Raw genomic sequence first — 25,096 nt, 5'->3', positions numbered from 1 at the left:
GGTGCCTAACTCGACGTTTCGCCCTGGCCTGATAAAGCAACGCTATGATCAGTAGTTGGACGGCAGGCACCTTTTTGTGCGTCATTCGAAGTTTATGTAGCACGTCCCGAAGGGGCTGACATAAGAAGGTGAATGAGCCACTGATTAATATTATGCAACACTCGTGCCATAATGCAAAACAATAAATTATCTTGTTGATATTTATGTATTTTATGCAATTATGCCGTTAATTGCCCGCTGAATGATTTCCAGGCTAAGTGTCGCTAAAAAGCAACACCTTAACGACAACCCACCACACCCTATACAATTCAATGAGTTAAATGTCTCCTTTTGGAGACACCACGAATAGCGGATTGTCGCGGTTTTGCGACAGGTACAAAAAAGCCCGGTGGCGTTTTCGCGCACCGGGCCTGCTGTGGGAGTAGCGGTACGCTTAACCTAGCTGTTTACGCGCATTTCGGAAGATACGCATCCACGGGCTGTCCTCGCCCCAGTTTTCCGGGTGCCAGGAGTTGCTCACGGTACGGAACACTCGTTCCGGGTGCGGCATCATAATGGTCGCACGACCGCTTTCGCTGGTCACCGCAGTGATACCGTTCACCGAACCGTTCGGGTTAGCCGGGTAGGATTCTGTCACCTTGCCGAAGTTATCGACAAAGCGCAGCGCCACCAGACCTTTGCTTTCAAGCTGAGCCAGATGAGCTGCATCGCGCACTTCAACCTGGCCTTCGCCATGGGAAACGGCGATTGGCATCTGCGACCCTACCATGCCCTGCAGCAGCAGAGACGGGCTTTGGGTCACTTCCACGAGGCTGAAACGCGCTTCAAAGCGGTCAGACTGGTTACGCACAAAGCGCGGCCAGGCTTCGCTACCGGGGATCAGCTCGCGCAGGTTGGACATCATCTGGCAACCATTACATACGCCCAGCGCCAGCGTTTGCGGACGGTGGAAGAAGGTTTCAAACTCGTCGCGGACACGGCTGTTGAAGAGGATGGACTTCGCCCAACCCTCACCTGCCCCCAGCACATCGCCGTAAGAGAAACCACCGCAGGCCACCAGCGCCTGGAAATCTTCCAGACCGGTACGCCCGGCCAGCAGGTCGCTCATGTGAACGTCGATGGCATCAAAGCCCGCACGGTAGAAGGCAGCAGCCATCTCAACGTGGGAGTTGACGCCCTGCTCACGCAGTACGGCCACTTTCGGACGCGCGCCGGTCGCAATGTACGGCGCGGCGATATCTTCGTTGAGGTCGAAGGAGAGCTTCACGTTCAGGCCAGGATCGTTGTCGTTAGCCTTCGCGTTGTGTTCCTGATCGGCACACTCCGGGTTGTCACGCAGGCGCTGCATCTGCCAGGTAGTTTCAGCCCACCACATACGCAGGGTAGAACGGCTCTCGCTGAACACCGCGTGGCCATCCGCTTCAATGACAAAGCGGTCGCCCTGCACGGCTTTACCCAGATAATGCACGCAGTCTGCCAGGCCGTGCTGAGCCAGTACGCTTTCAACCGCGTCACGATCTGCGGCACGCACCTGAATCACCGCGCCCAGCTCTTCGTTAAACAGCGCCGCCAGACGATCCTCGCCCAGCGTCGCGATGTTCGCTTCGACGCCGCAGTGGCCGGTGAAGGCCATCTCAGCCAGAGTAACCAGCAGGCCGCCGTCGGAACGGTCGTGGTAGGCCAGCAGTTTACGCTGTGCCACCAGGGCCTGGATGGCGTCGTAGAAACCTTTTAACTGCGCCACATCACGTACATCTGCCGGCTTATCACCCAGCTGACGATAAACCTGCGCCAGCGCGGTCGCTCCCAGTGCGTTATGGCCTTTACCCAGGTCAATCAGCAGCAGGGCGTTATCTTCAGTCACCAGCTGTGGCGTCACGGTATGGCGCACGTCTTCTACGCGGGCAAACGCGGAGATGATCAGCGACAGCGGAGAGGTCATCTCGCGCTGCTCGTTACCCTCCTGCCAGCGGGTCTTCATCGACATGGAGTCTTTACCCACCGGAATGGTCAGGCCAAGTGCCGGGCAGAGCTCTTCACCCACCGCCTTCACGGCTTCATACAGGCCCGCATCTTCGCCCGGGTGGCCCGCTGCGGCCATCCAGTTCGCGGAAAGTTTGATACGTTTAATGTCGCCAATCTGCGTTGCGGCAATGTTGGTCAGCGCTTCACCAACGGCAAGGCGAGCAGACGCGGCGAAGTCCAGCAGAGCGACCGGGGTACGTTCGCCCAGCGCCATCGCTTCACCGTAGTAGCTGTCGAGACTCGCGGTGGTGACGGCACAGTTAGCCACCGGGATCTGCCACGGGCCAACCATCTGATCGCGCGACACCATACCGGTCACGGTACGGTCGCCAATGGTGACCAGGAAGGTTTTCTCCGCCACGGCAGGCAGGTGCAGAACGCGATTGACCGCGTCAGCCACGGTAATGCCCTGACGATCCAGCGCTTTGCCAGCTGCTTTACGGGTCTCAACGTCGCGGGTCATCTTCGGCGTTTTGCCGAGCAGCACGTCCAGCGGCAGATCGATCGGCTGGTTGTCGAAATGGGTGTCGCTCAGGGACAGGTGCAGCGCTTCGGTCGCTTCACCGATGACGGCATACGGGGCACGCTCGCGGCGGCACAGCTCGTCAAACAGCGGCAGCTGATCGGCAGCGATGGCCAGAACATAACGTTCCTGGGATTCGTTACACCAGATTTCCAGCGGGCTCATGCCTGGCTCATCACTCAGGATGTCGCGCAGGTTGAAACGACCGCCACGACCACCGTCACTGACCAGCTCCGGCATGGCGTTGGACAGACCGCCCGCGCCTACGTCGTGAATAAAGAGGATGGGGTTGGCATCACCCAGCTGCCAGCAGCGGTCAATGACCTCCTGGCAACGGCGTTCCATCTCCGGGTTATCACGCTGTACGGATGCAAAATCGAGATCCGCATCAGACTGACCGGAGGTCATAGAGGAGGCAGCCCCGCCGCCCAGGCCGATGTTCATTGCCGGGCCACCCAGAACGATCAGCTTCGCACCAACTACGATCTCGCCTTTTTGCACGTGATCGGCGCGAATGTTACCGATCCCGCCAGCCAGCATGATCGGTTTGTGATAGCCGCGCAGCTCTTCGCCGTTGTGGCTCTCCACTTTCTCTTCGTAGGTACGGAAGTAACCGTTCAGCGCAGGACGTCCAAATTCATTGTTGAACGCCGCCCCGCCCAGTGGGCCTTCGGTCATGATATCCAGCGCGGTCACAATACGTTCCGGCTTGCCGAAATCCTCTTCCCACGGCTGTTCAAAGCCCGGGATGCGCAGGTTGGAGACGGAGAAACCGACCAGACCGGCTTTTGGTTTAGCACCCCGTCCGGTTGCGCCTTCGTCGCGGATTTCCCCGCCAGACCCGGTCGCCGCACCCGGCCACGGCGAGATCGCCGTCGGGTGGTTATGCGTTTCGACTTTCATCAGAATATGCGCCGGCTCCTGATGGAAATCATAGCGCCCTGCTTCGCGATCGGCGAAGAAGCGGCCCACGTCAGAACCTTCCATCACCGCGGCGTTGTCTTTGTAGGCAGACAGCACGTGGTCAGGCGTTTTTTCCATGGTGTTTTTGATCATTTTGAACAGCGACTTCGGCTGCTCTTCACCGTCGATAATCCAGTCGGCGTTGAAAATCTTGTGACGGCAGTGCTCAGAGTTTGCCTGAGCGAACATGTAAAGTTCGATGTCGTTCGGGTTGCGGTTCAGCTTAACAAACGCATCCTGCAGGTAGTCAATTTCGTCTTCTGCCAGTGCCAGACCGAGACGCAGGTTGGCGTCAATCAGTGCCTGACGGCCCTGCCCCAGCAAATCGACGCTCTGTACCGGCGCAGGCTGATGGTGGGAGAAGAGTTTCTGCGCATCGTCCAGAGAGGCAAAGACACTCTCCATCATGCGGTCGTGCAGCTCAGCGGCAACGGTTTGCCACTGCGCATCGGTCAGGGTAGAGGCTTCAACGTAGTACGCCACGCCGCGCTCCAGACGGTTAATCTGGTTCAGACCACAGTTGTGGGCGATGTCGGTGGCTTTGGAAGACCAGGGGGAGATGGTGCCTGGACGAGGCGTCGCAAGGATCAGTTTGCCGGTTGGCGTATGGCTGCTCAGGCTTGGACCATATTTGAGCAGGCGTTCCAGCTGTACTCGCTCCTCTGCATTCAGGGGTGCATTCAGGTCAGCAAAATGGACATACTCAGCGTAAATATTGCTTACCGGAAGGTCGGCTGCCTGAAAACGTGCCAGCAGTTTATTGATACGGAAGGCAGACAGTGCAGGCGAACCACGCAGAATTTCCATCATAAGTCTCTCGTCTTCGAAGCGCCGGGGCGCTTACAGTGTGCGCAAGGGGGGAAAACGGGCGTCATTATAGAGAATCCTGAGCGTCGACGAAACCGTTTGCGTCGAAATAAAATCAACGTTTACGTTTAACAATAGATGTGACCTCTCTCTCTAATTTGTTGCCAAGTGGCGTAACTTTACGCAAAATGCCGCTCATTCAATGGCAAACCTTATTCTTAACATGGCTACAGCATACTGAGGCACCCGGCGTCGCAGAGAATTAACTAATTGAAAAAATTAAAGATTAATTATCTGCTCATCGGCATTGTAACGTTGCTGCTGGCAGTGGCCCTCTGGCCTTCCATCCCCTGGTTCGGTAAAGCCGAAAACCGTATCGCCGCCATACAGGAGCGGGGGGAATTGCGCGTCAGTACTCTCAACTCGCCGCTGATTTACAGCGACATTAACGGCAAAACGATTGGCCTGGATTATGAACTGGCGCAACAGTTTGCCGACTATCTTGGCGTGAAGCTCAAAATTACCGTCCGTCAGAATATCAGCCAGCTGTTTGATGACCTGGATAACAACGATGCCGATATCCTTGCGGCCGGGCTGGTGTACAACAGCGAGCGCAGCAAGAACTATCAGCCAGGCCCAACCTACTACTCCGTTTCGCAACAGCTGGTCTACCGGGTCGGGAGCCTGCGCCCGCGAACGCTGGCCGCGATTAATGCACAACAGTTGACCATCGCCCCGGGTCACGTCGTGATTGACGATCTGCGTGAGCTCAAGGAGAAGAAATTCCCGGACCTGAGCTGGACGGTTGATCCTAAGCTCGGCACGACTGAGCTGCTGGACCAGGTAAAAGATAAAAAACTGCCCTACACCATCGCTGATTCGGTCGCGATCAGCCTTTTCCAGCGCGTGCACCCCGAAATCGCAGTGGCGCTGGACGTGACAGACGAACAGCCGGTGACCTGGTTTAGCCAGCTTGATGACGATCAGACCCTCTCTGCGGCGATGCTTGATTTCTTCAACACCATCAATGAAGACGGTACGCTGGCGCGTCTGGAAGAGAAATACCTCGGCCACGGTGACGATTTTGATTACGTCGACACCCGAAGCTTCTTGCGCGCGGTCGATAGCGTGCTACCAGACCTGCAGCCGTTATTTGAAAAGTATGCCCAGGAGATCGACTGGCGATTACTGGCAGCGATCTCTTATCAGGAATCCCACTGGGATACTCAGGCCACCTCGCCCACTGGCGTTCGCGGCTTAATGATGCTCACTAAAAATACCGCTCAGAGCCTTGGGCTGACCGACCGCACCGATGCAGAACAGAGCATCAGCGGCGGCGCACGGTATCTGCAGGATATGATGGGCAAAGTACCGGAGACGGTGCCTGAAGAGGAACGGATCTGGTTTGCGCTGGCAGCCTACAACATGGGTTACGCGCACATGCTTGACGCGCGCGCGCTGACGGCGAAAACGAAAGGTAACCCGGACAGCTGGTCAGACGTAAAACAGCGCCTGCCGCTGCTGAGCCAGAAGCCGTGGTACAACAAGCTGACTTACGGTTACGCGCGCGGGCATGAAGCCTACGCCTACGTGGAAAATATCCGTAAATATCAGATTAGCCTGGTGGGTTATCTGCTGGAGAAGGAAAAAGAGGCGGCAGAGGCAAATCAGCTGGCCCAGAGTTATCCGGTGGTGGCACCGGACGAACTTACTCGCCCGACAACTTCAATTCTGCCTTTTGTTGCTTTTTCTGCTGACGGCGCATTCGAAAGAAATCACTTAATAGCCCCGCACACTCTGGTGCAAGTACCCCACCGATAGTCTGCACCTGGTGGTTCATTCCCGGGTGTCCCAGTACGTCCATCAGCGAACCGGCCGCTCCGGTTTTTTCATCCCGCGCGCCAAAGACCAGCGTGCCGATACGGCTATGCACCATCGCGCCGGAACACATAACGCACGGCTCAAGCGTGACATACAGCGTGGTATCAAGCAGACGATAGTTTTGCAGCACCATCCCGCCCTGACGAAGGGCCATGATTTCAGCGTGCGCAGTCGGATCGTGACGGCCAATCGGGCGGTTCCACCCTTCCCCTATCACCTGGTTATTGTGGACAAGCACAGCACCCACGGGCACTTCCCCCTCGTCCCAGGCACGCTGGGCAAGCGTAAGCGCATGGCGCATCCAGTATTCATGATCGCGTTCAGGGTTGCACAACGGTTGATACTCCAGTCTAAAAGCGGGCGGCATTATACACACCCGCTATAGATAAGACTATTCGAGTTGCTGAAGTTCGCCTGCGGGCGTGACGCGCCAGCGATGCTGGCAAAAATAGAGCAGCGGGTTGTCCTGCTTGCTGTCGCTGTAGCCGCTGTAAAGACGCAGTGGCGTACCGATTCGCTTCTCCAGTTGCACCACCTTTTCATGCCCCAGGCAGCGCATGGTCAGTACCCATCCACCGTACCCGCGAGTAATTTGCGTGGCGATAAGATTCACCCGCGGCAGCCACGGGGTATCATAATAGACCTGTTCCACCAGCGCTTGCGGGGATCCGGTAATCAACCAGATGTCGGCATCGTTCGCGTCGAGATAGCTGGTGAGCCTTGCCTGAACAACCGGAAACGCGGTCACATGCCCGCGAAACCAGTGCACAAAGTCCTGCTGAAGCTGTTTAAGCCGCGCTTCGCTGCGTCCAAAGGTACAGCCCCAGAGCAACAGGCTCATTGGCCAGCGCGCTGCCCGACCTTTTAGCAGCAACGCAATGCCAATTACGGGTAAGAGAGGTAATACGAGCAGCGCATTCAAAGGCTGACGCCGCAGCAGGTAGCGCATAAACGTACCAAACATATCCTGCTGATGCAGCGTACCGTCCAGGTCGAAAAAAACAACGCGACGCTCGTGATTTGCCAAACCTTACTCCTCTGGATCGTTGAATCCTAACAGCCAGGTAAACAGGAACCCGGCGATCACCGCTACCAGATAGCCTAACAGATAGAGCATAACTTTTCCGGTCACGATGGTGAGCGCCAGCGGCAGCCCGGAGATCCCGAAGGTGATCACCGTTGCCACTTTCCAGTAGCTGATCAGCGCTCCGCCTACCGCCCCTCCCAGGCAGGCACCGAGGAACGGTTTCCCCAGCGGCAGCGTGACGCCGAAAATCAGCGGCTCGCCAATTCCGAGTAATCCGACCGGCAGCGCACCTTTGATCACTTTTTTCAGCCGCGCGTTGCGGGTTTTCATCAGTACGGCAATCGCCGCCCCGACCTGCCCCACGCCAGCCATCGACAGGATGGGCAGCAGCGCGTTGTAACCGTGCGCCTGTACCAGCTCGACGTGGATCGGCACCAGCCCCTGATGCAGACCGGTCAGTACCAGCGGCAAGAAGGTGCCTGACAGCACGGCACCCACTAACAGACCGCCGCGATCGATAGCCAGCGATGCGCCATGGGCGATGGCCTCAGAGATCCAGCCCCCCAGCGGTTGCAACGCCACAATAGCCACGCTGCCGGTGATTAACGTCGTTAACAGTGGATTGAGGATCAGCTCAATTGATCCAGGCAGGAGGGTGCGCAGTTTCTTCTCGATCCAGCACATCAGAATGACCACCAGCAGCACGGCAATCACCCCGCCGCGGCCAGGCTGGAGCGCCTCACCAAACAGGGTTATCTGCGCCAGTTGTGGGCTGGACAGAATACCTGCCATCACCCCGCCCATGGCCAGCGAGCCGCCAAAGACCTTCGCGGTGTTGACCCCCACCAGAATGTTCATGATGGCAAACACGGCGCTGCCGAAAATACCAAGAATGCCTAATAAATTAGGATACTGGGTCGCGAAGTCCCCTACGATATCCGGACGCTTAAGAATATTGATGATCCCGGTGATTAAGCCAGAGGCAATAAACGCCGGGATCAGCGGAATAAAGACGTTGGCCAGTTGTCGCAGCGCATCGCTCATGGGGGCTTTGTATCGGGCCTTTGCCTGCGCCTTCGTACGTTCGACGTCATCGATCGCCACGCTCTCGCCGCCGACCATCAGCGCACGCATCGCATCCACAACCTGCGCCGCCTTTCCCGGCCCGACAATCAGCTGGTGCTGTTGCCCCTGTTTAACGTAACCACTCACGCCGGAAAGCTGCTTCAGACGCGGCACATCAAGCTGCTCGTCGTTATGCACCTCGACGCGCACGCGCGTCATGCAGTTTTCCAGACGCTGAATATTTTTTTCCCCACCGATCCCCTGCAGGATATCGCTGGCGAGCGCTGCTGTTTTGTCCATACACGCCTCTGTTAGTTTTCTAATGCCGCCCGTAAGAACCCGTTATGGGCATTGAGCCTTGCTCTGGCGGCCGCAGCGTCCAGTCCGCTCAGGATCATCAGAATGGCCGGTTTAACATCGTGATCGGTTTGTTTCAGTACCGCTTCCGCCTCTTCGCGGCTTGCTCCCGTCGCCTCCATGACCATACGGCAAGCTCTGTCCACCAGCTTGACGTTGGTCGCTTGCATATCCACCATCAGGTTCTGATAAACCTTGCCAAACTTCACCATCGCGCCAGTGGAGATCATGTTGAGCACCAGCTTTTGCGCGGTGCCGGATTTCAGGCGCGTAGAGCCGGTTAACGCTTCCGGGCCGACAACCGGAGAGATAGCGATAGCAGCGACCTGCGCAATCGGCGAGCCAGGATTACAGGAAATCGCCACCGTGGTGCAGCCCGTCTTGTTGGCATACTCCAGACCGCCGATAACGTACGGCGTACGCCCGGAGGCCGCCAGCCCAACAACCAGATCCTGAGCGGTCAGATTTAGCCCCTTCAGGTCATCCTCACCGAGCTGTTTGTTGTCTTCCGCCCCTTCCACGGCTTTCAGCAGCGCGCCAGGGCCGCCAGCAATCAACCCGACCACCAGACCGTGCGGCACACCAAACGTTGGCGGGCATTCAGAGGCATCCAGCACACCAAGACGCCCGCTGGTTCCGGCGCCCATGTAGATAATGCGACCACCGGCCTTCAGTGCTTCCGCTGCCGCATCGACAGCTTTCGCCACCTCGGGTAATGTCTCTTTCACTGCCTGCGCGACCAGCGTATCCTGTTGATTAAAACGGTTAACCAGCTCCAGGGTGCTGAGCGCATCCAAATCCATGGTTTGTGGGTTACGCGTTTCAGAAACAAGTGAGCCAAGATTCATCTTTTGTACCTCAAGAATTTTTAATTCATAATAATCTCACTATAATGGAATATAAAATTCATTCAGGCGAGCAAAATTCGTATTTGCGCAGACAATCACAATTTCGCCAGGAGAACCTATGAACTGTTTAATTCGCATTCGCCAGCGTTATGCAGGCTTTGCTCAAAGCGACAAAAAGCTGGCGGATTTTCTGCTCTCTCAGCCCGACCATGCCCGCCATCTCAGCTCGCAGCAGCTGGCGAGTGAGGCCGGAGTGAGTCAGTCGAGCGTGGTGAAATTTGCCCAGAAGATTGGCTTTAAAGGCTTCCCGGCTCTCAAGCTGGCAATTAGCGAAGCCCTGGTGAGTAACCCCAACCCGCAGTCGATGCCGGTGCATAATCAGATTCGTGGCGATGACCCGATGCGTCTGGTGGGAGAGAAGCTCATCAAAGAGAATGTCGCGGCCATGCATGCCACCCTTGATGTGAATACCGAAGAAAAATTACTGGAAAGCGTGGCGATGCTGCGTGCAGCGCGACGTATTATTTTGACCGGGATAGGCGCGTCCGGACTGGTGGCACGTAACTTTGGCTGGAAGCTGACAAAAATAGGTTACAACGCCATTGTCGAGCAGGATATGCACGCCCTGCTGGCGACCGTGCAGGCGATGGATGCTAACGATCTGCTGCTGGCGATCTCCTATTCCGGCGAACGCCGCGAGATCAATATGGCTACCGATGAAGCCTTACGCGTAGGCGGTAAGATTCTGGCCATCACCGGGTTTACTCCCAACGCGCTGCAGCAGCGGGCTACGCGCTGTTTATATACTATCGCGGAAGAGCAGGCCACGCGCAGCGCGGCGATCTCCTCGACAAGTGCGCAAATGATGTTGACCGACCTGCTGTTTATGGCCCTGGTGCAACAGGATCTGGAGCATGCGCCAGAGCGTATCCGGCACAGTGAAGAGCTGGTAAAAAAACTGGTTTGAACAGGTAATGAGCGTATAATGCCCGCCCTGTTTGTGTTGTTTCTGAGAATTTCCTGATGGCGCTGTTAATCACCAAAAAATGCATCAATTGCGATATGTGCGAACCGGAATGCCCGAACCAGGCGATTTCGATGGGCGAGAGCATTTATGAGATTAACAGCGACCGCTGCACTGAATGCATCGGCCACTACGAAACGCCGACCTGTCAGAAAGTGTGCCCAATCCCCAATACCATCCTGAAGGATCCGGCACACGTCGAGAGCGAAGAGCAGCTTTGGGATAAGTTTGTCCTGCTGCATCACGCGGACAAACTTTAACTTTCGATAATCACCGTCGCGCAGGCGTAGTGGCGTTCATCGGCGAGCGTCACATGCATGTGATTTACGCCGAGTTTCTCTGCCAGCGTTTGCGCCTCACCCCATAAACGCAGGCGCGGTTTACCCAGCTCATCGTTAAACACTTCAAACTGATTAAACGCCAGACCGTTACGAATACCGGTGCCGAAGGCTTTGGCTGCCGCCTCTTTGACGGCAAAGCGCTTGGCCAGAAAACGTACCGGCTGCTGATGCGTCTCCCAGATGGCCCATTCGTTATCGCTCAACACGCGTCGTGCCAGGCGATCGCCGCTACGGGCGATCACCGCTTCAATGCGGGCTATTTCAACGATATCGGTGCCTAAGCCCAGAATAGCCATTACTGACGCGCTTCCAGCATCAGGCGTTTCATTTCTGAGACCGCCTCTTTCAGGCCACTCATTACCGCACGGCCAATAATAGCGTGGCCGATATTCAGCTCATGCATTTCTGGCAGGGCTGCAATAGCCTTGACGTTATGGTAGGTCAGGCCATGCCCGGCGTTAACTTTCAGACCCAGGCTCGCGGCATAGGTGGCCGCATTGGCGATACGCTCCAGCTCTTTGGCCTGCGTAGTTTCGTCTTTCGCATCAGCGTAACAGCCGGTATGAATTTCAATATAGGGCGCGCCCACTTCGGCAGCCGCTTTGATCTGTGCTACATCGGCGTCGATGAACAGAGAGACCAGGATACCTGCCTCAGCCAGACGCTTGCAGGCATCACGCATTTTGTCGCGTTGACCCGCCACGTCCAGGCCCCCTTCGGTGGTCACTTCCTGACGTTTTTCCGGTACCAGGCAGCAGAAATGCGGCTTCGTCTCGCAGGCAATCGTCAGCATCTCTTCCGTGACCGCCATCTCCAGGTTCATGCGGGTGTCCAGCGTCTGACGCAAAATGCGCACATCGCGGTCGGTAATATGACGGCGGTCTTCACGCAGGTGAACGGTAATGCCATCGGCGCCAGCCTGCTCAGCGATGAACGCCGCCTGAACCGGATCGGGATAAGCCGTGCCGCGTGCATTACGCAGCGTGGCGATGTGATCAATGTTGACGCCTAACAGTAATTCAGCCATGACAATCCTCGGTATTTTAGTTCGTGTCCCTGCCTCCCTCTCCCTCAATGAGAGGGCTGGAGCGAGGGTCTGATACGTTAACGTTTCGGCATAAACTGCCTGAACAATTCGCGGCTCTTTAAGGGCTTGCCGCCAAGATACGGCTTGAGCGCAATCCGGGTAAAGCGTTTTGCTGCGCGAAGGGTATCCTGATCGGGAAACTCGCGCGCATACAGCGCTCTAAGCTGTCGCCCGGTAAAGGTGCTGTTATCTATCACAACGCTGGCGATAAAGCCTTTTTCTTCACGGTAGCGATAGGTCATCGCATCCTCTACCTCGTCTCCGCTCCCTGCACAATGCAAAAAATCGACCCCATAGCCCAGGTGTCCAAGCAGCGCCAGTTCAAAACGACGCAGGGCAGGTTCGGGCGTACCGGTAGCGCCGGCTAGCGCCTGGATACAGTGCAGGTAATCAAAGAAAAGTTCAGAGAATCGAGTCTCATGCTCCAGAACACGTGAGATGAGTTCGTTGACATAGAGACCACTGTACAGCGTGATACCAGAAAGGGGGAGCGCCAGAGAGACGGCTTCGGCACTGCGCAGGGTTTTGACTTCCCCACGCCCGCCGAAGCGTACCAGCAGCGGAGTGAAAGGCTGTAAGGCGCCCTTCAGGCCGGAGCGTTTGGAACGTGCGCCTTTAGCAACAAGGCGCACACGGCCCGACTCTTCCGTGAAAACGTCCAGCATAAGGCTGGTCTCGCTCCACGGACGGCTATGGAGGACAAAGGCACGCTGCCATCCATCCACGATGTTCAGTCTTAGACGTCGTCGCCGTAACCGAGGCTGCGCAATGCACGCTCATCATCGGCCCAGCCTGATTTCACCTTCACCCACAGTTCAAGGTGAACCGGGGCTTCAAACATGTCCTGCATGTCTCTGCGCGCTTCAATGCCGATGGTTTTGATCTTGGCACCTTTGTTGCCGATCACCATCTTCTTCTGCCCTTCGCGCTCAACGAGGATCAGGCCGTTGATGTCATAGCCGCCGCGTTCGTTGGTCTGAAAACGTTCAATCTCAACCGTTACGGAGTACGGCAGTTCCGCGCCAAGGAAACGCATCAGTTTTTCACGGATGATCTCAGAGGCCATAAAGCGCTGAGAACGATCGGTGATGTAATCTTCCGGGAAGTGATGAATCGCTTCCGGCAGACGTTTGCGCACGATGCCTGCGATGGTATCGACGTTCAGACCGGTCTCGGCAGACAGCGGGACGATATCAAGGAAGTTCATCTGGCTTCCCAGCCACTGCAGGTGCGGCAGCAGATCGGCTTTTTCCTGCACGTTGTCCACTTTGTTGACCGCAAGGATCACCGGCGTTTTACCGTCGCGCAGTTTGTTCAGCACCATTTCGTCGTCAGGCGTCCAGCGGGTGCCTTCCACCACGAAAATCACCAGCTCTACGTCGCCAATCGAGCTGCTCGCCGCCTTGTTCATCAGGCGGTTGATGGCGCGCTTCTCTTCCATGTGCAGGCCCGGGGTATCAACGTAGATCGCCTGATAGGCGCCTTCCGTGTGGATACCGACGATGCGGTGACGCGTGGTCTGCGCCTTACGGGAAGTAATGGAAATTTTCTGCCCAAGCAGATTATTCAACAGGGTAGATTTGCCAACGTTCGGACGTCCGACGATGGCAATAAACCCGCAATACGTTTTTTCTTCGCTCATTCCAGCTCCAGCATTTTTAACGCCTGTTCGGCGGCAGCCTGTTCAGCCTTACGACGGCTAGAACCTGTGCCGACCACCGGTTCACTCAGGCCACTGACCTGGCAATGGATGGTAAATTCCTGATCGTGCGCTTCGCCCCGCACTTGCACCACCAGATAGGATGGCAGCGGGAGGTGGCGACCCTGCAAATATTCCTGCAGACGCGTTTTCGGATCTTTTTGTTTATCGCCCGGACTGATTTCGTCCAGACGGGTTTGATACCAGTTAAGGATCAGCTTTTCTACGGTCTGAATATCGCTGTCCAGGAACACACCACCAATTAATGCTTCGACCGTGTCGGCAAGAATAGATTCACGACGGAAGCCGCCGCTTTTCAGTTCACCCGGCCCAAGTCGCAGACATTCGCCCAGTTCAAATTCACGAGCGATTTCCGCCAGGGTATTACCCCGAACCAGCGTCGCGCGCATGCGGCTCATATCACCTTCGTCCACACGTGGGAAACGATGATAAAGCGCATTCGCGATCACGAAACTTAAAATAGAGTCACCCAGGAACTCGAGGCGCTCATTATGCTTGCTGCTGGCACTGCGGTGGGTTAATGCCTGTTGCAACAACTCCTGATGATGAAAAGTGTAGCCCAGCTTCCGTTGAAGCCGATTAATTACGATGGGGTTCATGCGATACCAGTAAATGAATGCGTCAAAAATGCAGCACACGAAACCGACCTGAGAAGACCAACGCGGTTTCGTGTGCCGTGGCACCCTTGCAGGGCCAACCTTAAACTTCGGGGGAATATTCTATACACAACGACAGGGGATGTCGTTAGTCCAAAGAGATTTATCGCTGAAATAATTCACGTAGCCGCTAATTAACGCGGCTACGCGTTCATTTAATGAGAATTAATGGATCCCGCCGATACGATTCAGGCGAACGCCGGTCGGCCATTCGCCTTCCTGCTTCTCAAAACTCATCCAGATAGCGGTCGCTTTACCTACCAGATTCGCTTCCGGCACAAAGCCCCAGTAACGGCTGTCCGCGGAATTATCGCGGTTATCACCCATCATGAAGTAGTGTCCCGGTGGTACGATCCAGCTGGCAAGCTGTTGGCCAGGCTGCCGGTAGTACATCCCCACTTGATCCTGCGCGATTGGCACGGTGAGGATACGGTGGGTCACATCACCCAGCGTCTCTTTACGTTCAACCAGGCGAATACCGTCCTCTTTGGTCTCGCCTTTGGGCACCTGGAAGAAACCGCTGGTCGCTTCACCGCCGTTACGGCGAGCAAAGGTCTGCACAAAATCACTTGGCTCAACGTTTGAGTAAGTGATTGGCAGCGCGTTTTCACACGCGGTGCCGGAGCTGCAGCCAGGCTGAACGGTAACTTCTTTCGCCACCGGATCGTAGGTGACTTTATCACCCGGCAGACCCACTGCACGCTTGATGTAATCCAGACGCGGATCTTCCGGGTATTTAAACACCACGATGTCGCCACGTTTTGGATGACCGGTTTCGATCAGCGTTTTCTGGTAGATCGGATCTTTAATCCCGTAGGCAAACTTCTCAACCAGAATAAAATCGCCAATCAGCAGCGTTGGCATCATTGAACCAGACGGGATCTGGAACGGCTCGTAAATAAACGAGCGGACAACCAGCACAATCGCCAGCACCGGAAATACCGATGCCCCGGTTTCCAGCCAGCCCGGTTTCGGGCCGACTTTCTTCAGGGTTTTCGCGTCCAGCCCATCGCCAGTGGCTGCCTGTGCGGCAGCCTGACGTTCATGGCGTTTTGGGGCGAAAATAAACTTATCCAGACACCACAACAAACCTGTCACCAGGGTAGCAATGACCAGAATCAGGGCAAACATGTTCGCCATGCCATCTCCTTAGGGTTATTTGCCGTCTTTACCAACATGAAGGATGGCAAGGAATGCTTCCTGCGGCAGTTCGACGTTACCGACCTGCTTCATACGCTTCTTACCTTCTTTCTGTTTCTGCAGCAGCTTTTTCTTACGGCTGACGTCACCGCCGTAGCATTTCGCCAGAACGTTTTTACGCAGCTGTTTCACAGTAGAACGGGCAATAATGTGGTTACCGATGGCGGCCTGAATCGCGATATCAAACTGCTGACGCGGGATCAGCTCTTTCATCTTCTCAACCAGCTCACGGCCACGGTATGGCGCATTGTCGTTGTGAGTGATGAGTGCCAGCGCATCCACACGCTCGCCGTTGATCAGCACGTCCACACGCACCATGTTAGACGCCTGGAAGCGTTTGAAGTTGTAATCCAGTGACGCATAGCCACGAGAGGTAGACTTCAGACGATCGAAGAAGTCGAGGACCACTTCCGCCATAGGGATTTCGTACGTCAGCGCAACCTGATTACCGTGGTAAACCATGTTGGTCTGTACGCCACGCTTCTCAATACACAGCGTAATAACGTTACCCAGGAACTCCTGCGGCAGCAGCATATGACACTCTGCAATGGGCTCGCGCAGTTCTTCGATATTGTTCAGCGGCGGCAGCTTGGACGGGCTATCGACGTAGACGATCTCTTTGTTGGTGGTCTGCACTTCGTACACAACGGTCGGTGCCGTGGTGATCAGATCCAGATCGTATTCACGCTCCAGACGCTCCTGGATGATCTCCATGTGCAGCAGACCAAGGAAGCCGCAGCGGAAGCCGAAGCCCAGCGCCGTGGAGCTTTCTGGTTCATAGAACAGGGAAGCATCGTTGAGGCTCAGCTTGCCGAGCGCATCACGGAAGTTTTCATAGTCGTCAGAGCTGACCGGGAACAGACCCGCGTAAACCTGCGGTTTAACCTTTTTAAAACCTGGCAGCGCTTTGTCTGCCGGGTTACGTGCACCGGTCAGGGTATCGCCCACTGGCGCGCCGAGGATGTCTTTAATGGCGCAGACCAGCCAGCCTACTTCGCCACATTTCAGCTCGGTACGGTCAACCTGTTTTGGCGTGAAGATACCCAGACGGTCAGCGTTGTAAACCTGGCCAGTACTCATTACCTTGATTTTGTCGCCTTTACGCATGGTGCCGTTTTTAATACGCACCAGCGAGACAACGCCCAGGTAGTTATCAAACCAGGAGTCGATGATCAGCGCCTGCAGCGGGGCATCCGGGTCACCTTCTGGTGCCGGGATATCACGCACCAGGCGTTCCAGCACGTCGGTAACGCCCACGCCCGTTTTAGCGGAACAGCGCACCGCATCGGTCGCGTCGATGCCGACAATATCTTCAATCTCTTCCGCTACGCGCTCAGGATCGGCAGCTGGCAGGTCAATTTTGTTCAGAACCGGCACAACCTCGAGATCCATTTCCATTGCGGTGTAGCAGTTTGCCAGGGTCTGGGCTTCAACGCCCTGCCCGGCATCCACAACCAGCAGCGCGCCTTCACAGGCCGCCAGCGAGCGTGAAACTTCATAGGAGAAGTCAACGTGGCCTGGGGTGTCGATAAAGTTCAGCTGGTAGATTTCGCCATCAGCCGCTTTGTAATCAAGCGTAACGCTCTGCGCTTTAATGGTGATACCGCGTTCGCGTTCCAGGTCCATGGAGTCCAGAACCTGGGCTTCCATTTCACGATCAGACAGGCCACCGCAAATCTGGATAATACGGTCAGACAGCGTCGACTTACCGTGGTCAATGTGAGCAATGATCGAAAAGTTACGTATGTTCTTCATATAGTTAAATAATTATGCCTTACGAATTCCTGGAGGCCGCTGTTCTTAGCCTGACGTTTTTCAGTGCGAAAACGCCGCATTCTACACTACATCCCCGTTACCTGGAAATGTACTTAGCGCCAGGTATAGCGTGAAGAAATGACGTTTTCTGTTTTAGGACGTAAAAAAGGACAAAGCCCGATGAATCACCGGGCCTCAGAAGAGAGCGTCTCAACACGAAGCTGGTCGGGTGCCAGCCCAACGCTGAGAATAACAGGCTGCCACTCTTCGCGTGCGGCAAGCTTCGGGGAGAGAGCTTTGGCCAGCCAGAATCCCCCTACGCCGCCCAATGCAGCACCGCACATGGCGGCCACATCGGTACCAAACAGCATCTGGAATACGCCGCCCATAACAAACAGCCCCACCAGCGGAGAGAGATAAACCAGCATAGCGGACGTGAGCAGGCTACCTTCTGCAATTCCCAGCTCCACCTTTTGCCCCACCATCAGCGGCCGATCGCTTGGCACGGAAATGGTATGCGAGGTTTGCGGCCCGAGCTTGTTCAGCACGCGGCTACCGCAACCGGCTCTGGAAGCACAGCTATTGCATGAGGCCTTAACATCACAGCTCACCAGCGCAATGCCATTCTGCCACGATACGACCGTAGCCCACTCTTTAATCATTGTGCAGTCCTGAATTTAATGCTGTCGGAAATACGCTTCGCCGTTTGTGGCGGTAATTCACCCACAATGGTGATCTCTGCATTATCGCGAACCGTGGTGCTGACCGTCCTACGTCCGGTACGAAGCATTTGTTCAGAACTGTTTGCCGATGCGCGGTTAATGTTCACCGAGAAACTGAACAAACCATCGGAATAAAGACGCGATTCAACCGGTGTTTCAATGGTTGGCAGTTGTCGACGGCTGCTGGAGACTTCGCTAAACCCTTGCGGGATCCAGGAAGGAACCCAGTTGAAGTTGACGGAATCACCCGCCGGTACCGAAAGCAGCGGCGGCAGGCTGGCTTTCGCCAGATTCTGCATACCATTACCCACCTGATTGTTCACACTAAAGGAGATAACGCGGAACTGTTCCAGCGTTTCACCATCACGGTCAAGCAGGTCTACACGCATTGGCAGCTTGGTTTCGGCGTCAATCCAGACGATATAGCTGTAGCGCGTTCCGTCACGGGCAACAACGCGGATTACTTCGCACAGTCTGTCCGCAATGCGCGTACGCCCTACCGAAATGAAATCATAGTAAGGCGCAAGACGTTTGAAGTCGGTGTAGATAAGCGATGGCAGAGAATCGACGATATAATCGCCATTCAGCGTGAAAGGCTCCAGACCGGGTTCGAAATAACTGATCTCGTTACCACGCTGGACAACTTCCCGACGCGGGCCATCCATCTGTAAAAGCTGGGCGAGCGGCTGGTTATCAAGACGGGCATGGCGGTATCGTAACGACTCGACGCCCTGCTTATTGATACTGATAAATGCCAACTCGTAATTGAGTGACTGGCTGGCCAGATTCATTTGCTGCAACAACGCCCCGGATGAAACATCAGCCGAGGCGTTGGCAGAGAAGAACAGGCTACCCGCCATCAGAGACATGGCGAACCAAAGTTGCTTCATTACTGCGATTGCGTTCCTAAAGTTTGGTTTCCGGGCACCTGCACAGCCGCTTGCTGGGTTTGTGCCTGCTCAAACTGAAGCTGTTCAGAGTGCAGACGACGCTGCAACTCGTAATCCTGCAACATCGCATTAATGCGACGGCGTTGCTCCTGAACCTGCTGTTGCTGGCCGCCGCTGGCGGATGCATCAGCCGGAACACCCAAACTTACCGGGCTGGCTTTGCCCATCATCGGCAGTGTGTTGAACACTGGCGCTTCTGGCTGCTGATTAGTTTCAGACTGAGTATTATAGTGCTGGACGCCAACGATAACTGCAAGCGATACGCATGCAGCCACACCCATTTGGGTGAGCTGGCTGGCCCACGGACGCACCTTGTGCCAGAACGGCATTTTCTGCCACTGGTGAGGCGCAGGTTGAGCTTCAGGAATCAGCGGAGTGGTCTGACGGACAGGCTCATTTTCAATGGCCGCCATCACGCGAGCTGAGATATCGAAATGGAGAACCTCGCCGGTGTCACCGCGAAGGGTGTCACGGATGAGATGGTAACTCTCCCAGGTCTCTTGCATTTCGGGAGAATGAGACAGCTCGTTGAGCAGCTCACTATCCAGCGTTTCACCATCCATTAAAGCGGAAAGTTTTTCTTTCTGCATGCCTAATACCTTTTCCAGTATCCCGCTATCGTCAACGCCTGATAAGCGGTTGAACTTTATTATCAATTGCTTCTCGCGCACGGAAAATACGTGAACGTACCGTGCCGACCGGACAATCCATGATGGCGGCTATCTCTTCATAGCTCAGACCATCCAACTCCCGTAACGTAATTGCCATGCGTAAATCTTCCGGGAGCGACTCGATCGTGCGAAAAACGATTTGTCTCAGTTCTTCTGACAACATTAAGTTCTCAGGGTTCGAAATTTCTTTCAGCGCACCGCCACTTTCGAAGTTTTCGGCGTCGATTGCGTCCACATCACTTGAAGGCGGACGGCGGCCCTGAGCGACCAAATAATTCTTTGCCGTATTGACCGCAATACGGTACAGCCAGGTATAAAAAGCACTATCTCCCCGGAATGAATCCAGCGCGCGATAGGCCTTAATAAAAGACTCTTGTACTACATCAGGCACATCGCCTGACGGTACATAGCGGGAAACCAGGCTCGCCACCTTATGCTGGTAGCGCACCACCAGTAAGTTAAAGGCTTTCTGATCTCCCTTCTGGACCCGTTCAACCAGGACCTGGTCCGTTAACTGCTCGCTCATCCGAGGTAATGTCTCCCCAAACCTAAATTCCACGCGTTATCGAAACGCCACTCTTAAAAAACCGCACTTTGAGCAAGCACCGGATTAGAGTGTCTGATCTTCAATAAGTTCCGTAACGCCTTTGTTTTTGTTCATCGCGCCGCAGACTGTTCATTTTCTCTCATTATAAGTCTGTTCACGATACGCACCACTTTATGACAAGAAACATCTCTTTTCCCGCCAGAAGAGTAACGCAACCCAGTCTTTATTTCACCACAAAATCTGACGCTAACGATCTGCTTCGCAAAATATTTTCTTTCTTTTACGTGGTTTTAATCCTCCGCCTCGAGTTTAGCGGTTACAACTCATATCAAAAAAAACGTGCGATATCTCGCATTCGGATGCTATTCTGACCAAACACTGTTTAGTAAATTAAACAAAAATCATGAACACAACACCTGAACTGCATTGTGATGTACTGATCATCGGTAGCGGCGCTGCCGGTCTCTCCCTGGCACTGCGTCTGGCCGAACATCAGAGCGTTATCGTTCTGAGCAAAGGGCCGATAAGTGAAGGTTCTACGTTTTATGCCCAGGGCGGTATTGCCGCCGTGTTTGATGAGACAGACAGCATTGCGTCGCATGTCGACGATACGCTGATTGCCGGGGCCGGGATCGTGGATGCACATGCCGCAGAGTTTGTGGCCAGTAATGCCCGTCATTGCGTGCAGTGGTTGATCGATCAGGGCGTATTATTTGATACACAGGTGCAGCCAAACGGTGAAGAGAGTTACCACCTGACCCGCGAAGGCGGGCATAGCCACCGCCGTATCCTGCATGCCGCAGACGCTACCGGTAAAGAAGTCGAAACCACACTGGTCAGCAAAGCCCTCAGCCATCCTAACATTCGGGTCCTTGAGCGCAGCAATGCCGTTGACCTGATTATTTCCGACAAGATTGGCCTTCCGGGTACGCGTCGTGTCGTGGGTGCCTGGGTCTGGAATCGCAATAAAGAGAAGGTTGAGACCTGTCAGGCGAAGGCCGTGGTGCTGGCGACTGGCGGTGCATCCAAAGTGTATCAGTATACCACCAACCCCGATATTGCCTCCGGAGACGGGATCGCCATGGCCTGGCGCGCCGGTTGTCGCGTGGCAAACCTTGAATTCAACCAGTTTCACCCGACCGCCCTGTTCCATCCTCAGGCGCGTAATTTCCTGTTGACGGAAGCCCTGCGCGGTGAAGGCGCATACCTGAAACGTCCTGACGGCTCCCGCTTTATGCCGGACTTTGACCCCAGGGGCGAGCTGGCACCGCGCGATATCGTTGCCCGCGCCATCGACCATGAAATGAAGCGTCTTGGCGTGGACTGCATGTATCTGGACATCAGCCATAAGCCGGCAGAGTTTATCCGCCAGCATTTCCCGATGATCTACGAAAAGCTGCTGGGTCTGGGGATTGATTTAACCCGCGATTCGGTGCCTATCGTGCCTGCCGCCCACTATACCTGCGGGGGCGTAATGGTTGACGATCACGGTCGCACCGACGTGGATGGCCTGTATGCTATCGGTGAAGTAAGTTATACCGGGCTTCATGGCGCGAACCGGATGGCGTCGAACTCATTGCTGGAGTGTCTGGTTTACGGCTGGTCTGCCGCGGAAGATATCACGAAGCGCATGCCTTACGCCCGTCAGACTGAAAACCTGCCTGCCTGGGATGAAAGCCGCGTGGAGAACCCGGATGAGCTGGTCGTTATTCAGCATAACTGGCACGAACTGCGGCTGTTTATGTGGGACTACGTCGGGATTGTGCGGACCACGAAACGTCTTGAACGCGCATTACGCCGTATCACGATGCTGCAGCAGGAAATCGATGAATATTATGCCAATTTCCGCGTATCCAATAATCTGCTGGAGCTGCGCAATCTGGTTCAGGTTGCCGAATTGATTGTTCGCTGCGCGATGATGCGCAAAGAGAGCCGCGGTTTGCACTATACCCTCGACTACCCCGATCAACTGGCCGAGTCCGGCCCGTCGATCCTCTCCCCGCAGGTTCACATAAACAGATAAAACGCCTGGGTCAGAGCGGTGTAATCTTCGGAATAACGCTGGTCTGGCCCACGGATCACCATTCGGTCGTTAAAGCATTCACCTTCTTTGGGTGAGAGCGCCAGCAGCACACGGTGCGGCAATCGCCCTTCGGTATCTGCAATATCGGTGCGTAAACGTAATTTCCAGCCAATCTCTTGCGCTATGCCAATAAACGCATTGCCGGTGCTTTCTGGCAGAACCACGCAGAAAAAACCCTCTTCTGAAATAAGTTCTGCGGCACTGATCAGCAGCGCCTTATGGTCGAGGGAGCCGGTATAACGGGCCTGTTCACGCTCAGGCGTTCCGCACTCAACACCGGGCGCGTAGTAGGGAGGATTACTGACAATCAGGTCGTAACGCGCGGTTTGCTCCGGCGTCCAGTCGAGCACATCTGCACATTCTACGTTAATCCGGGCGGCCCACGGAGATTCAGCCGCATTTTCACTCGCCTGCTCCGCCGCCTGTGCATCAAGCTCCACCGCATCTATGGTGACATGCGCTTCGGTACGTTGCGCCAGCATCAGCGCCAACAGCCCGCTGCCCGTCCCAATATCCAGAATACGCTTTACACCTGCGACAGGTGCCCAGGCACCCAGTAAAATACCGTCTGTACCGACTTTCATGGCACAGCGATCGTGAGCGACAAAAAATTGTTTAAACGTAAAACCATCGCGGCGCAACTGCGCTTTGAGTTGAGACATGTCAGGGCAACCTTCTAAGTGAAACTGGAGTAGCATAGGGGAAAGCGAAGTGGCCGCAAAGCGATATCCATACAAACAGATGAAGATTACAGCCGTAACGTCTATAATCAGCGCCCCACACAGAGGTAGAACATGACTGTAACGACTTTTTCCGAACTTGAACTCGATGAAAGCCTGCTCAATGCACTTGAGAGCAAAGGCTTTACACGCCCGACCGCCATTCAGGCAGCGGCCATTCCGCCTGCGCTTGAGGGCCGCGATGTGCTCGGTTCTGCGCCAACCGGCACGGGGAAGACAGCAGCTTACTTGCTGCCTGTGTTGCAGCATCTGCTCGATTTTCCACGTAAAAAATCAGGCCCGCCGCGTATTTTGATCCTGACGCCGACGCGCGAGCTGGCGATGCAGGTTGCCGATCACGCCCGCGAGCTGGCGGCCAATACCCATCTGGATATCGCCACGATCACTGGCGGCGTTGCGTATATGAACCACGCCGAAGTGTTCAGCGAAAACCAGGACATCGTCGTTGCGACGACCGGTCGCCTGCTGCAGTATATTAAAGAAGAGAACTTCGACTGCCGCGCGGTAGAAACACTGATTCTGGATGAAGCTGACCGCATGCTGGACATGGGCTTCGCGCAGGATATCGAACATATCGCGGGTGAGACACGCTGGCGTAACCAGACGATGCTGTTCTCTGCCACCCTTGAAGGGGACGCGATCAAAGACTTCGCAGAGCGCCTGCTGGAAGATCCGGTGGAAGTTTCCGCGACGCCGTCCACGCGCGAACGCAAGAAGATCCACCAGTGGTATTACCGTGCAGATAACCTTGAACACAAGGTTGAGTTACTTAAGCACCTGCTGAAGCAGGACGATGCCACCCGTACCATCGTCTTTGTGCGTAAGCGCGAGCGTGTGCATGAACTGGCTGAAATGCTGCGTAATGCCGGAATCAATAACTGCTATCTCGAAGGCGAGATGGCGCAGGTTAAGCGTACCGAAGGAATTAAACGTCTGACTGATGGTCGCGTGAACGTGCTGGTCGCAACAGACGTTGCTGCACGCGGGATCGACATTCCGGACGTCAGTCACGTCATTAACTTCGATATGCCACGCAGCGGCGACACCTATCTGCACCGCATTGGCCGTACCGGCCGTGCCGGACGCAAAGGTATCGCGATCTCTCTGGTCGAAGCGCATGACTACCTGCTGCTGCAGAAAATTGGCCGCTACGTTGATGAGCCACTGAAAGCACGCGTTATTGATGAGCTTCGCCCGACCACACGTGCACCGAGTGAAAAAATGACGGGCAAACCGTCTAAAAAAGCGCTCGCAAAACGTGCTGAGAAAAAAGAGAAAGAAAAAGAGAAGCCGCGCGTGAAGCAGCGCCACCGCGATACCAAGAATATTGGTAAACGCCGTAAACCAAGCTCTGCCGCACCAGAGACGAAAACTGAAGAGTAAAAAAAAGCCGGGGAAAACCCCGGCTTTTTTATTCCACCCCCGAGACTGAAACCTTACAGGCTTTCAGTAAAGGTACGCGCAATAACGTCGCGCTGCTGTTCCGGGGTCAGAGAGTTAAAACGTACTGCATAACCTGATACACGAATGGTCAGCTGTGGGTATTTTTCCGGGTGCTTAACCGCATCTTCCAGCGTTTCACGACGCAGCACGTTCACGTTCAGGTGCTGACCACCTTCAACGCGCACTTCCGGTTTTACTTCCATTGGGATTTCACGGTATTCGATTTCGCCCAGTTTGTTCACCGGAACGATTTCATCTTCAGCAAAACCCGCTTTCGCTACTACACAGCGCGCTTCATTTTTCTCGCTGTCCAGCAGCCAGAAAGAGTTGAGCAGGTCGTCATTTGCAGCTTTAGTAATCTGGATACCTGTAATCATGTGTTGCCTCCCTTAGGCTACATTAACTGGTGTCGGCCTCGCGCGGCCAATTGGTAAAACCATTGTTTCTTGTGTGTATATATATCACTCGCACCCTGGTCATTTATTGATTTAAATCAACAAAAACACCAACCACACAAAGAGTGTGGTTTGATTTTATTGTTCCAGATCAATTTCATTGCTTCGCCAGCTCAACTCCTTTCGCATCTATTCAAAATAAATTGAGTGACTTACGGTGATTTTATGCCTGGGATTTTGCACCCCGGGTTTTAGCGGTTAAGCTA

At 55.0% G+C, this 25,096-nt stretch carries 23 protein-coding genes; 5 read left to right on the top strand and 18 right to left on the bottom strand.

Annotation, left to right across the window (positions count from 1 at the left end; all coding sequences use genetic code 11):
- Positions 1 to 433: 433 nt before the first annotated feature.
- Positions 434 to 4,321, bottom strand: coding sequence for a phosphoribosylformylglycinamidine synthase (gene purL / locus L466_RS15285; RefSeq protein WP_032680482.1), 3,888 nt, complete (start codon positions 4,319 to 4,321; stop codon positions 434 to 436).
- A 267-nt stretch (positions 4,322 to 4,588) separates the two neighbouring features.
- Between purL and mltF the strand changes: the two genes are divergently transcribed.
- The gene (gene mltF, locus L466_RS15290; RefSeq protein WP_014171200.1) at positions 4,589 to 6,139 is read left to right on the top strand and encodes a membrane-bound lytic murein transglycosylase MltF; all 1,551 of its coding nucleotides are present in this window, start codon (positions 4,589 to 4,591) and stop codon (positions 6,137 to 6,139) included.
- Here mltF and tadA read toward each other — a convergent pair.
- Genes tadA through murQ form a run of 4 tightly spaced genes read right to left on the bottom strand, consistent with a single transcriptional unit; the run spans position 6,027 to position 9,496 of the window.
- The gene (tadA, locus tag L466_RS15295; RefSeq protein ID WP_020883010.1) at positions 6,027 to 6,566 is read right to left on the bottom strand and encodes a tRNA adenosine(34) deaminase TadA; all 540 of its coding nucleotides are present in this window, start codon (positions 6,564 to 6,566) and stop codon (positions 6,027 to 6,029) included. The two genes, mltF and tadA, sit on opposite strands and share 113 nt — an antisense overlap.
- Positions 6,567 to 6,590: 24 nt before the next feature.
- Positions 6,591 to 7,226: a phosphatidylglycerophosphatase C gene (yfhb, locus tag L466_RS15300; RefSeq protein ID WP_020883009.1), complete on the bottom strand. Its 636-nt coding sequence runs from the start codon at positions 7,224 to 7,226 to the stop codon at positions 6,591 to 6,593.
- Between the two features lie 3 nt (positions 7,227 to 7,229).
- Entirely contained in the window at positions 7,230 to 8,591 is a 1,362-nt protein-coding gene (locus L466_RS15305) for a PTS transporter subunit EIIC (protein WP_014171204.1), read from the bottom strand.
- 11 nt (positions 8,592 to 8,602) lie between these two features.
- Positions 8,603 to 9,496, bottom strand: coding sequence for an N-acetylmuramic acid 6-phosphate etherase (murQ, locus tag L466_RS15310; protein WP_014171205.1), 894 nt, complete (start codon positions 9,494 to 9,496; stop codon positions 8,603 to 8,605).
- Between the two features lie 118 nt (positions 9,497 to 9,614).
- Between murQ and L466_RS15315 the strand changes: the two genes are divergently transcribed.
- Together L466_RS15315 and L466_RS15320 are read left to right on the top strand one after the other, a co-directional pair.
- A complete protein-coding gene (locus tag L466_RS15315; protein ID WP_014171207.1) occupies positions 9,615 to 10,463 on the top strand; it encodes a MurR/RpiR family transcriptional regulator in 849 nt (282 codons plus the stop codon).
- A gap of 56 nt (positions 10,464 to 10,519) precedes the next feature.
- A complete protein-coding gene (locus L466_RS15320; protein ID WP_020883006.1) occupies positions 10,520 to 10,780 on the top strand; it encodes a YfhL family 4Fe-4S dicluster ferredoxin in 261 nt (86 codons plus the stop codon).
- Here L466_RS15320 and acpS read toward each other — a convergent pair.
- The 11 genes from acpS to rpoE form a co-directional block, all read right to left on the bottom strand.
- On the bottom strand, positions 10,777 to 11,157 hold the full coding sequence (acpS, locus tag L466_RS15325; protein ID WP_014171209.1) for a holo-ACP synthase: 381 nt from the start codon (positions 11,155 to 11,157) through the stop codon (positions 10,777 to 10,779). The two genes, L466_RS15320 and acpS, sit on opposite strands and share 4 nt — an antisense overlap.
- A complete protein-coding gene (gene pdxJ, locus L466_RS15330; protein ID WP_014171210.1) occupies positions 11,157 to 11,888 on the bottom strand; it encodes a pyridoxine 5'-phosphate synthase in 732 nt (243 codons plus the stop codon). Before pdxJ ends, acpS begins: the two co-directional genes overlap by 1 nt.
- Positions 11,889 to 11,965: 77 nt before the next feature.
- Entirely contained in the window at positions 11,966 to 12,673 is a 708-nt protein-coding gene (gene recO / locus L466_RS15335; RefSeq protein ID WP_014171211.1) for a DNA repair protein RecO, read from the bottom strand.
- Positions 12,674 to 12,684: 11 nt separating this feature from the next.
- Positions 12,685 to 13,590 (bottom strand): GTPase Era, encoded by a 906-nt coding sequence (gene era / locus L466_RS15340; protein ID WP_032680480.1) that lies wholly within the window; start codon positions 13,588 to 13,590, stop codon positions 12,685 to 12,687.
- Positions 13,587 to 14,267, bottom strand: a complete 681-nt coding sequence (gene rnc / locus L466_RS15345) for a ribonuclease III (RefSeq protein WP_003860711.1) — start codon at positions 14,265 to 14,267, stop codon at positions 13,587 to 13,589. The genes era and rnc overlap by 4 nt, the downstream gene beginning before the upstream one ends.
- A gap of 222 nt (positions 14,268 to 14,489) precedes the next feature.
- The gene (gene lepB / locus L466_RS15350) at positions 14,490 to 15,464 is read right to left on the bottom strand and encodes a signal peptidase I (RefSeq protein ID WP_014171215.1); all 975 of its coding nucleotides are present in this window, start codon (positions 15,462 to 15,464) and stop codon (positions 14,490 to 14,492) included.
- 15 nt (positions 15,465 to 15,479) lie between these two features.
- On the bottom strand, positions 15,480 to 17,279 hold the full coding sequence (gene lepA, locus L466_RS15355) for a translation elongation factor 4 (protein ID WP_014171216.1): 1,800 nt from the start codon (positions 17,277 to 17,279) through the stop codon (positions 15,480 to 15,482).
- A gap of 185 nt (positions 17,280 to 17,464) precedes the next feature.
- A complete protein-coding gene (rseC, locus tag L466_RS15360; RefSeq protein WP_014171217.1) occupies positions 17,465 to 17,941 on the bottom strand; it encodes a SoxR-reducing system protein RseC in 477 nt (158 codons plus the stop codon).
- On the bottom strand, positions 17,938 to 18,891 hold the full coding sequence (gene rseB, locus L466_RS15365) for a sigma-E factor regulatory protein RseB (RefSeq protein ID WP_032680479.1): 954 nt from the start codon (positions 18,889 to 18,891) through the stop codon (positions 17,938 to 17,940). Before rseB ends, rseC begins: the two co-directional genes overlap by 4 nt.
- The gene (gene rseA, locus L466_RS15370; RefSeq protein ID WP_025203448.1) at positions 18,891 to 19,541 is read right to left on the bottom strand and encodes an anti-sigma-E factor RseA; all 651 of its coding nucleotides are present in this window, start codon (positions 19,539 to 19,541) and stop codon (positions 18,891 to 18,893) included. Before rseA ends, rseB begins: the two co-directional genes overlap by 1 nt.
- A gap of 31 nt (positions 19,542 to 19,572) precedes the next feature.
- Complete coding sequence (rpoE, locus tag L466_RS15375; RefSeq protein WP_006176728.1) at positions 19,573 to 20,148, bottom strand: RNA polymerase sigma factor RpoE; 576 nt, start codon at positions 20,146 to 20,148, stop codon at positions 19,573 to 19,575.
- 424 nt (positions 20,149 to 20,572) lie between these two features.
- Between rpoE and nadB the strand changes: the two genes are divergently transcribed.
- Positions 20,573 to 22,192 carry an L-aspartate oxidase gene (gene nadB, locus L466_RS15380; RefSeq protein WP_020883000.1) on the top strand — a complete coding sequence of 540 codons (1,620 nt, stop codon included), beginning with the start codon at positions 20,573 to 20,575 and terminating at the stop codon, positions 22,190 to 22,192.
- On the opposite strand, the gene L466_RS15385 is transcribed toward nadB, so the two are convergent.
- Positions 22,177 to 22,914, bottom strand: coding sequence for a tRNA(1)(Val) (adenine(37)-N(6))-methyltransferase TrmN (locus tag L466_RS15385; RefSeq protein WP_032680478.1), 738 nt, complete (start codon positions 22,912 to 22,914; stop codon positions 22,177 to 22,179). The two genes, nadB and L466_RS15385, sit on opposite strands and share 16 nt — an antisense overlap.
- A gap of 132 nt (positions 22,915 to 23,046) precedes the next feature.
- On the opposite strand from L466_RS15385, the gene srmB reads away from it, so the two are divergent.
- Entirely contained in the window at positions 23,047 to 24,375 is a 1,329-nt protein-coding gene (gene srmB / locus L466_RS15390; protein ID WP_020882998.1) for an ATP-dependent RNA helicase SrmB, read from the top strand.
- Positions 24,376 to 24,428: 53 nt separating this feature from the next.
- Here the strand turns inward: srmB and grcA are convergent, their stop codons facing one another.
- The gene (grcA, locus tag L466_RS15395; protein ID WP_013098327.1) at positions 24,429 to 24,812 is read right to left on the bottom strand and encodes an autonomous glycyl radical cofactor GrcA; all 384 of its coding nucleotides are present in this window, start codon (positions 24,810 to 24,812) and stop codon (positions 24,429 to 24,431) included.
- Positions 24,813 to 25,096: the final 284 nt, after the last annotated feature.

Source organism: Enterobacter sp. BIDMC 30, from assembly GCF_000534355.1.
Lineage (GTDB): Bacteria > Pseudomonadota > Gammaproteobacteria > Enterobacterales > Enterobacteriaceae > Enterobacter > Enterobacter ludwigii.
Note: the sequence above shows the minus strand (reverse complement) of the source record. Positions and strands in the feature narration are given on the sequence as shown.

What these genes read in the sequence shown, in the direction of transcription:
- L466_RS15385 (WP_032680478.1), bottom strand. Translation starts at nt 22,914, where the DNA reads ATGTCTCAACTCAAAGCGCAGTTGCGCCGCGATGGTTTTACGTTTAAA.
- grcA (WP_013098327.1), bottom strand. Translation starts at nt 24,812, where the DNA reads ATGATTACAGGTATCCAGATTACTAAAGCTGCAAATGACGACCTGCTC.
- lepB (WP_014171215.1), bottom strand. Translation starts at nt 15,464, where the DNA reads ATGGCGAACATGTTTGCCCTGATTCTGGTCATTGCTACCCTGGTGACA.
- rseB (WP_032680479.1), bottom strand. Translation starts at nt 18,891, where the DNA reads ATGAAGCAACTTTGGTTCGCCATGTCTCTGATGGCGGGTAGCCTGTTC.
- rnc (WP_003860711.1), bottom strand. Translation starts at nt 14,267, where the DNA reads ATGAACCCCATCGTAATTAATCGGCTTCAACGGAAGCTGGGCTACACT.
- era (WP_032680480.1), bottom strand. Translation starts at nt 13,590, where the DNA reads ATGAGCGAAGAAAAAACGTATTGCGGGTTTATTGCCATCGTCGGACGT.
- L466_RS15315 (WP_014171207.1), top strand. Translation starts at nt 9,615, where the DNA reads ATGAACTGTTTAATTCGCATTCGCCAGCGTTATGCAGGCTTTGCTCAA.
- murQ (WP_014171205.1), bottom strand. Translation starts at nt 9,496, where the DNA reads ATGAATCTTGGCTCACTTGTTTCTGAAACGCGTAACCCACAAACCATG.
- L466_RS15305 (WP_014171204.1), bottom strand. Translation starts at nt 8,591, where the DNA reads ATGGACAAAACAGCAGCGCTCGCCAGCGATATCCTGCAGGGGATCGGT.
- purL (WP_032680482.1), bottom strand. Translation starts at nt 4,321, where the DNA reads ATGATGGAAATTCTGCGTGGTTCGCCTGCACTGTCTGCCTTCCGTATC.
- rpoE (WP_006176728.1), bottom strand. Translation starts at nt 20,148, where the DNA reads ATGAGCGAGCAGTTAACGGACCAGGTCCTGGTTGAACGGGTCCAGAAG.
- nadB (WP_020883000.1), top strand. Translation starts at nt 20,573, where the DNA reads ATGAACACAACACCTGAACTGCATTGTGATGTACTGATCATCGGTAGC.
- rseA (WP_025203448.1), bottom strand. Translation starts at nt 19,541, where the DNA reads ATGCAGAAAGAAAAACTTTCCGCTTTAATGGATGGTGAAACGCTGGAT.
- rseC (WP_014171217.1), bottom strand. Translation starts at nt 17,941, where the DNA reads ATGATTAAAGAGTGGGCTACGGTCGTATCGTGGCAGAATGGCATTGCG.
- tadA (WP_020883010.1), bottom strand. Translation starts at nt 6,566, where the DNA reads ATGCCGCCCGCTTTTAGACTGGAGTATCAACCGTTGTGCAACCCTGAA.
- lepA (WP_014171216.1), bottom strand. Translation starts at nt 17,279, where the DNA reads ATGAAGAACATACGTAACTTTTCGATCATTGCTCACATTGACCACGGT.
- srmB (WP_020882998.1), top strand. Translation starts at nt 23,047, where the DNA reads ATGACTGTAACGACTTTTTCCGAACTTGAACTCGATGAAAGCCTGCTC.
- acpS (WP_014171209.1), bottom strand. Translation starts at nt 11,157, where the DNA reads ATGGCTATTCTGGGCTTAGGCACCGATATCGTTGAAATAGCCCGCATT.
- L466_RS15320 (WP_020883006.1), top strand. Translation starts at nt 10,520, where the DNA reads ATGGCGCTGTTAATCACCAAAAAATGCATCAATTGCGATATGTGCGAA.
- pdxJ (WP_014171210.1), bottom strand. Translation starts at nt 11,888, where the DNA reads ATGGCTGAATTACTGTTAGGCGTCAACATTGATCACATCGCCACGCTG.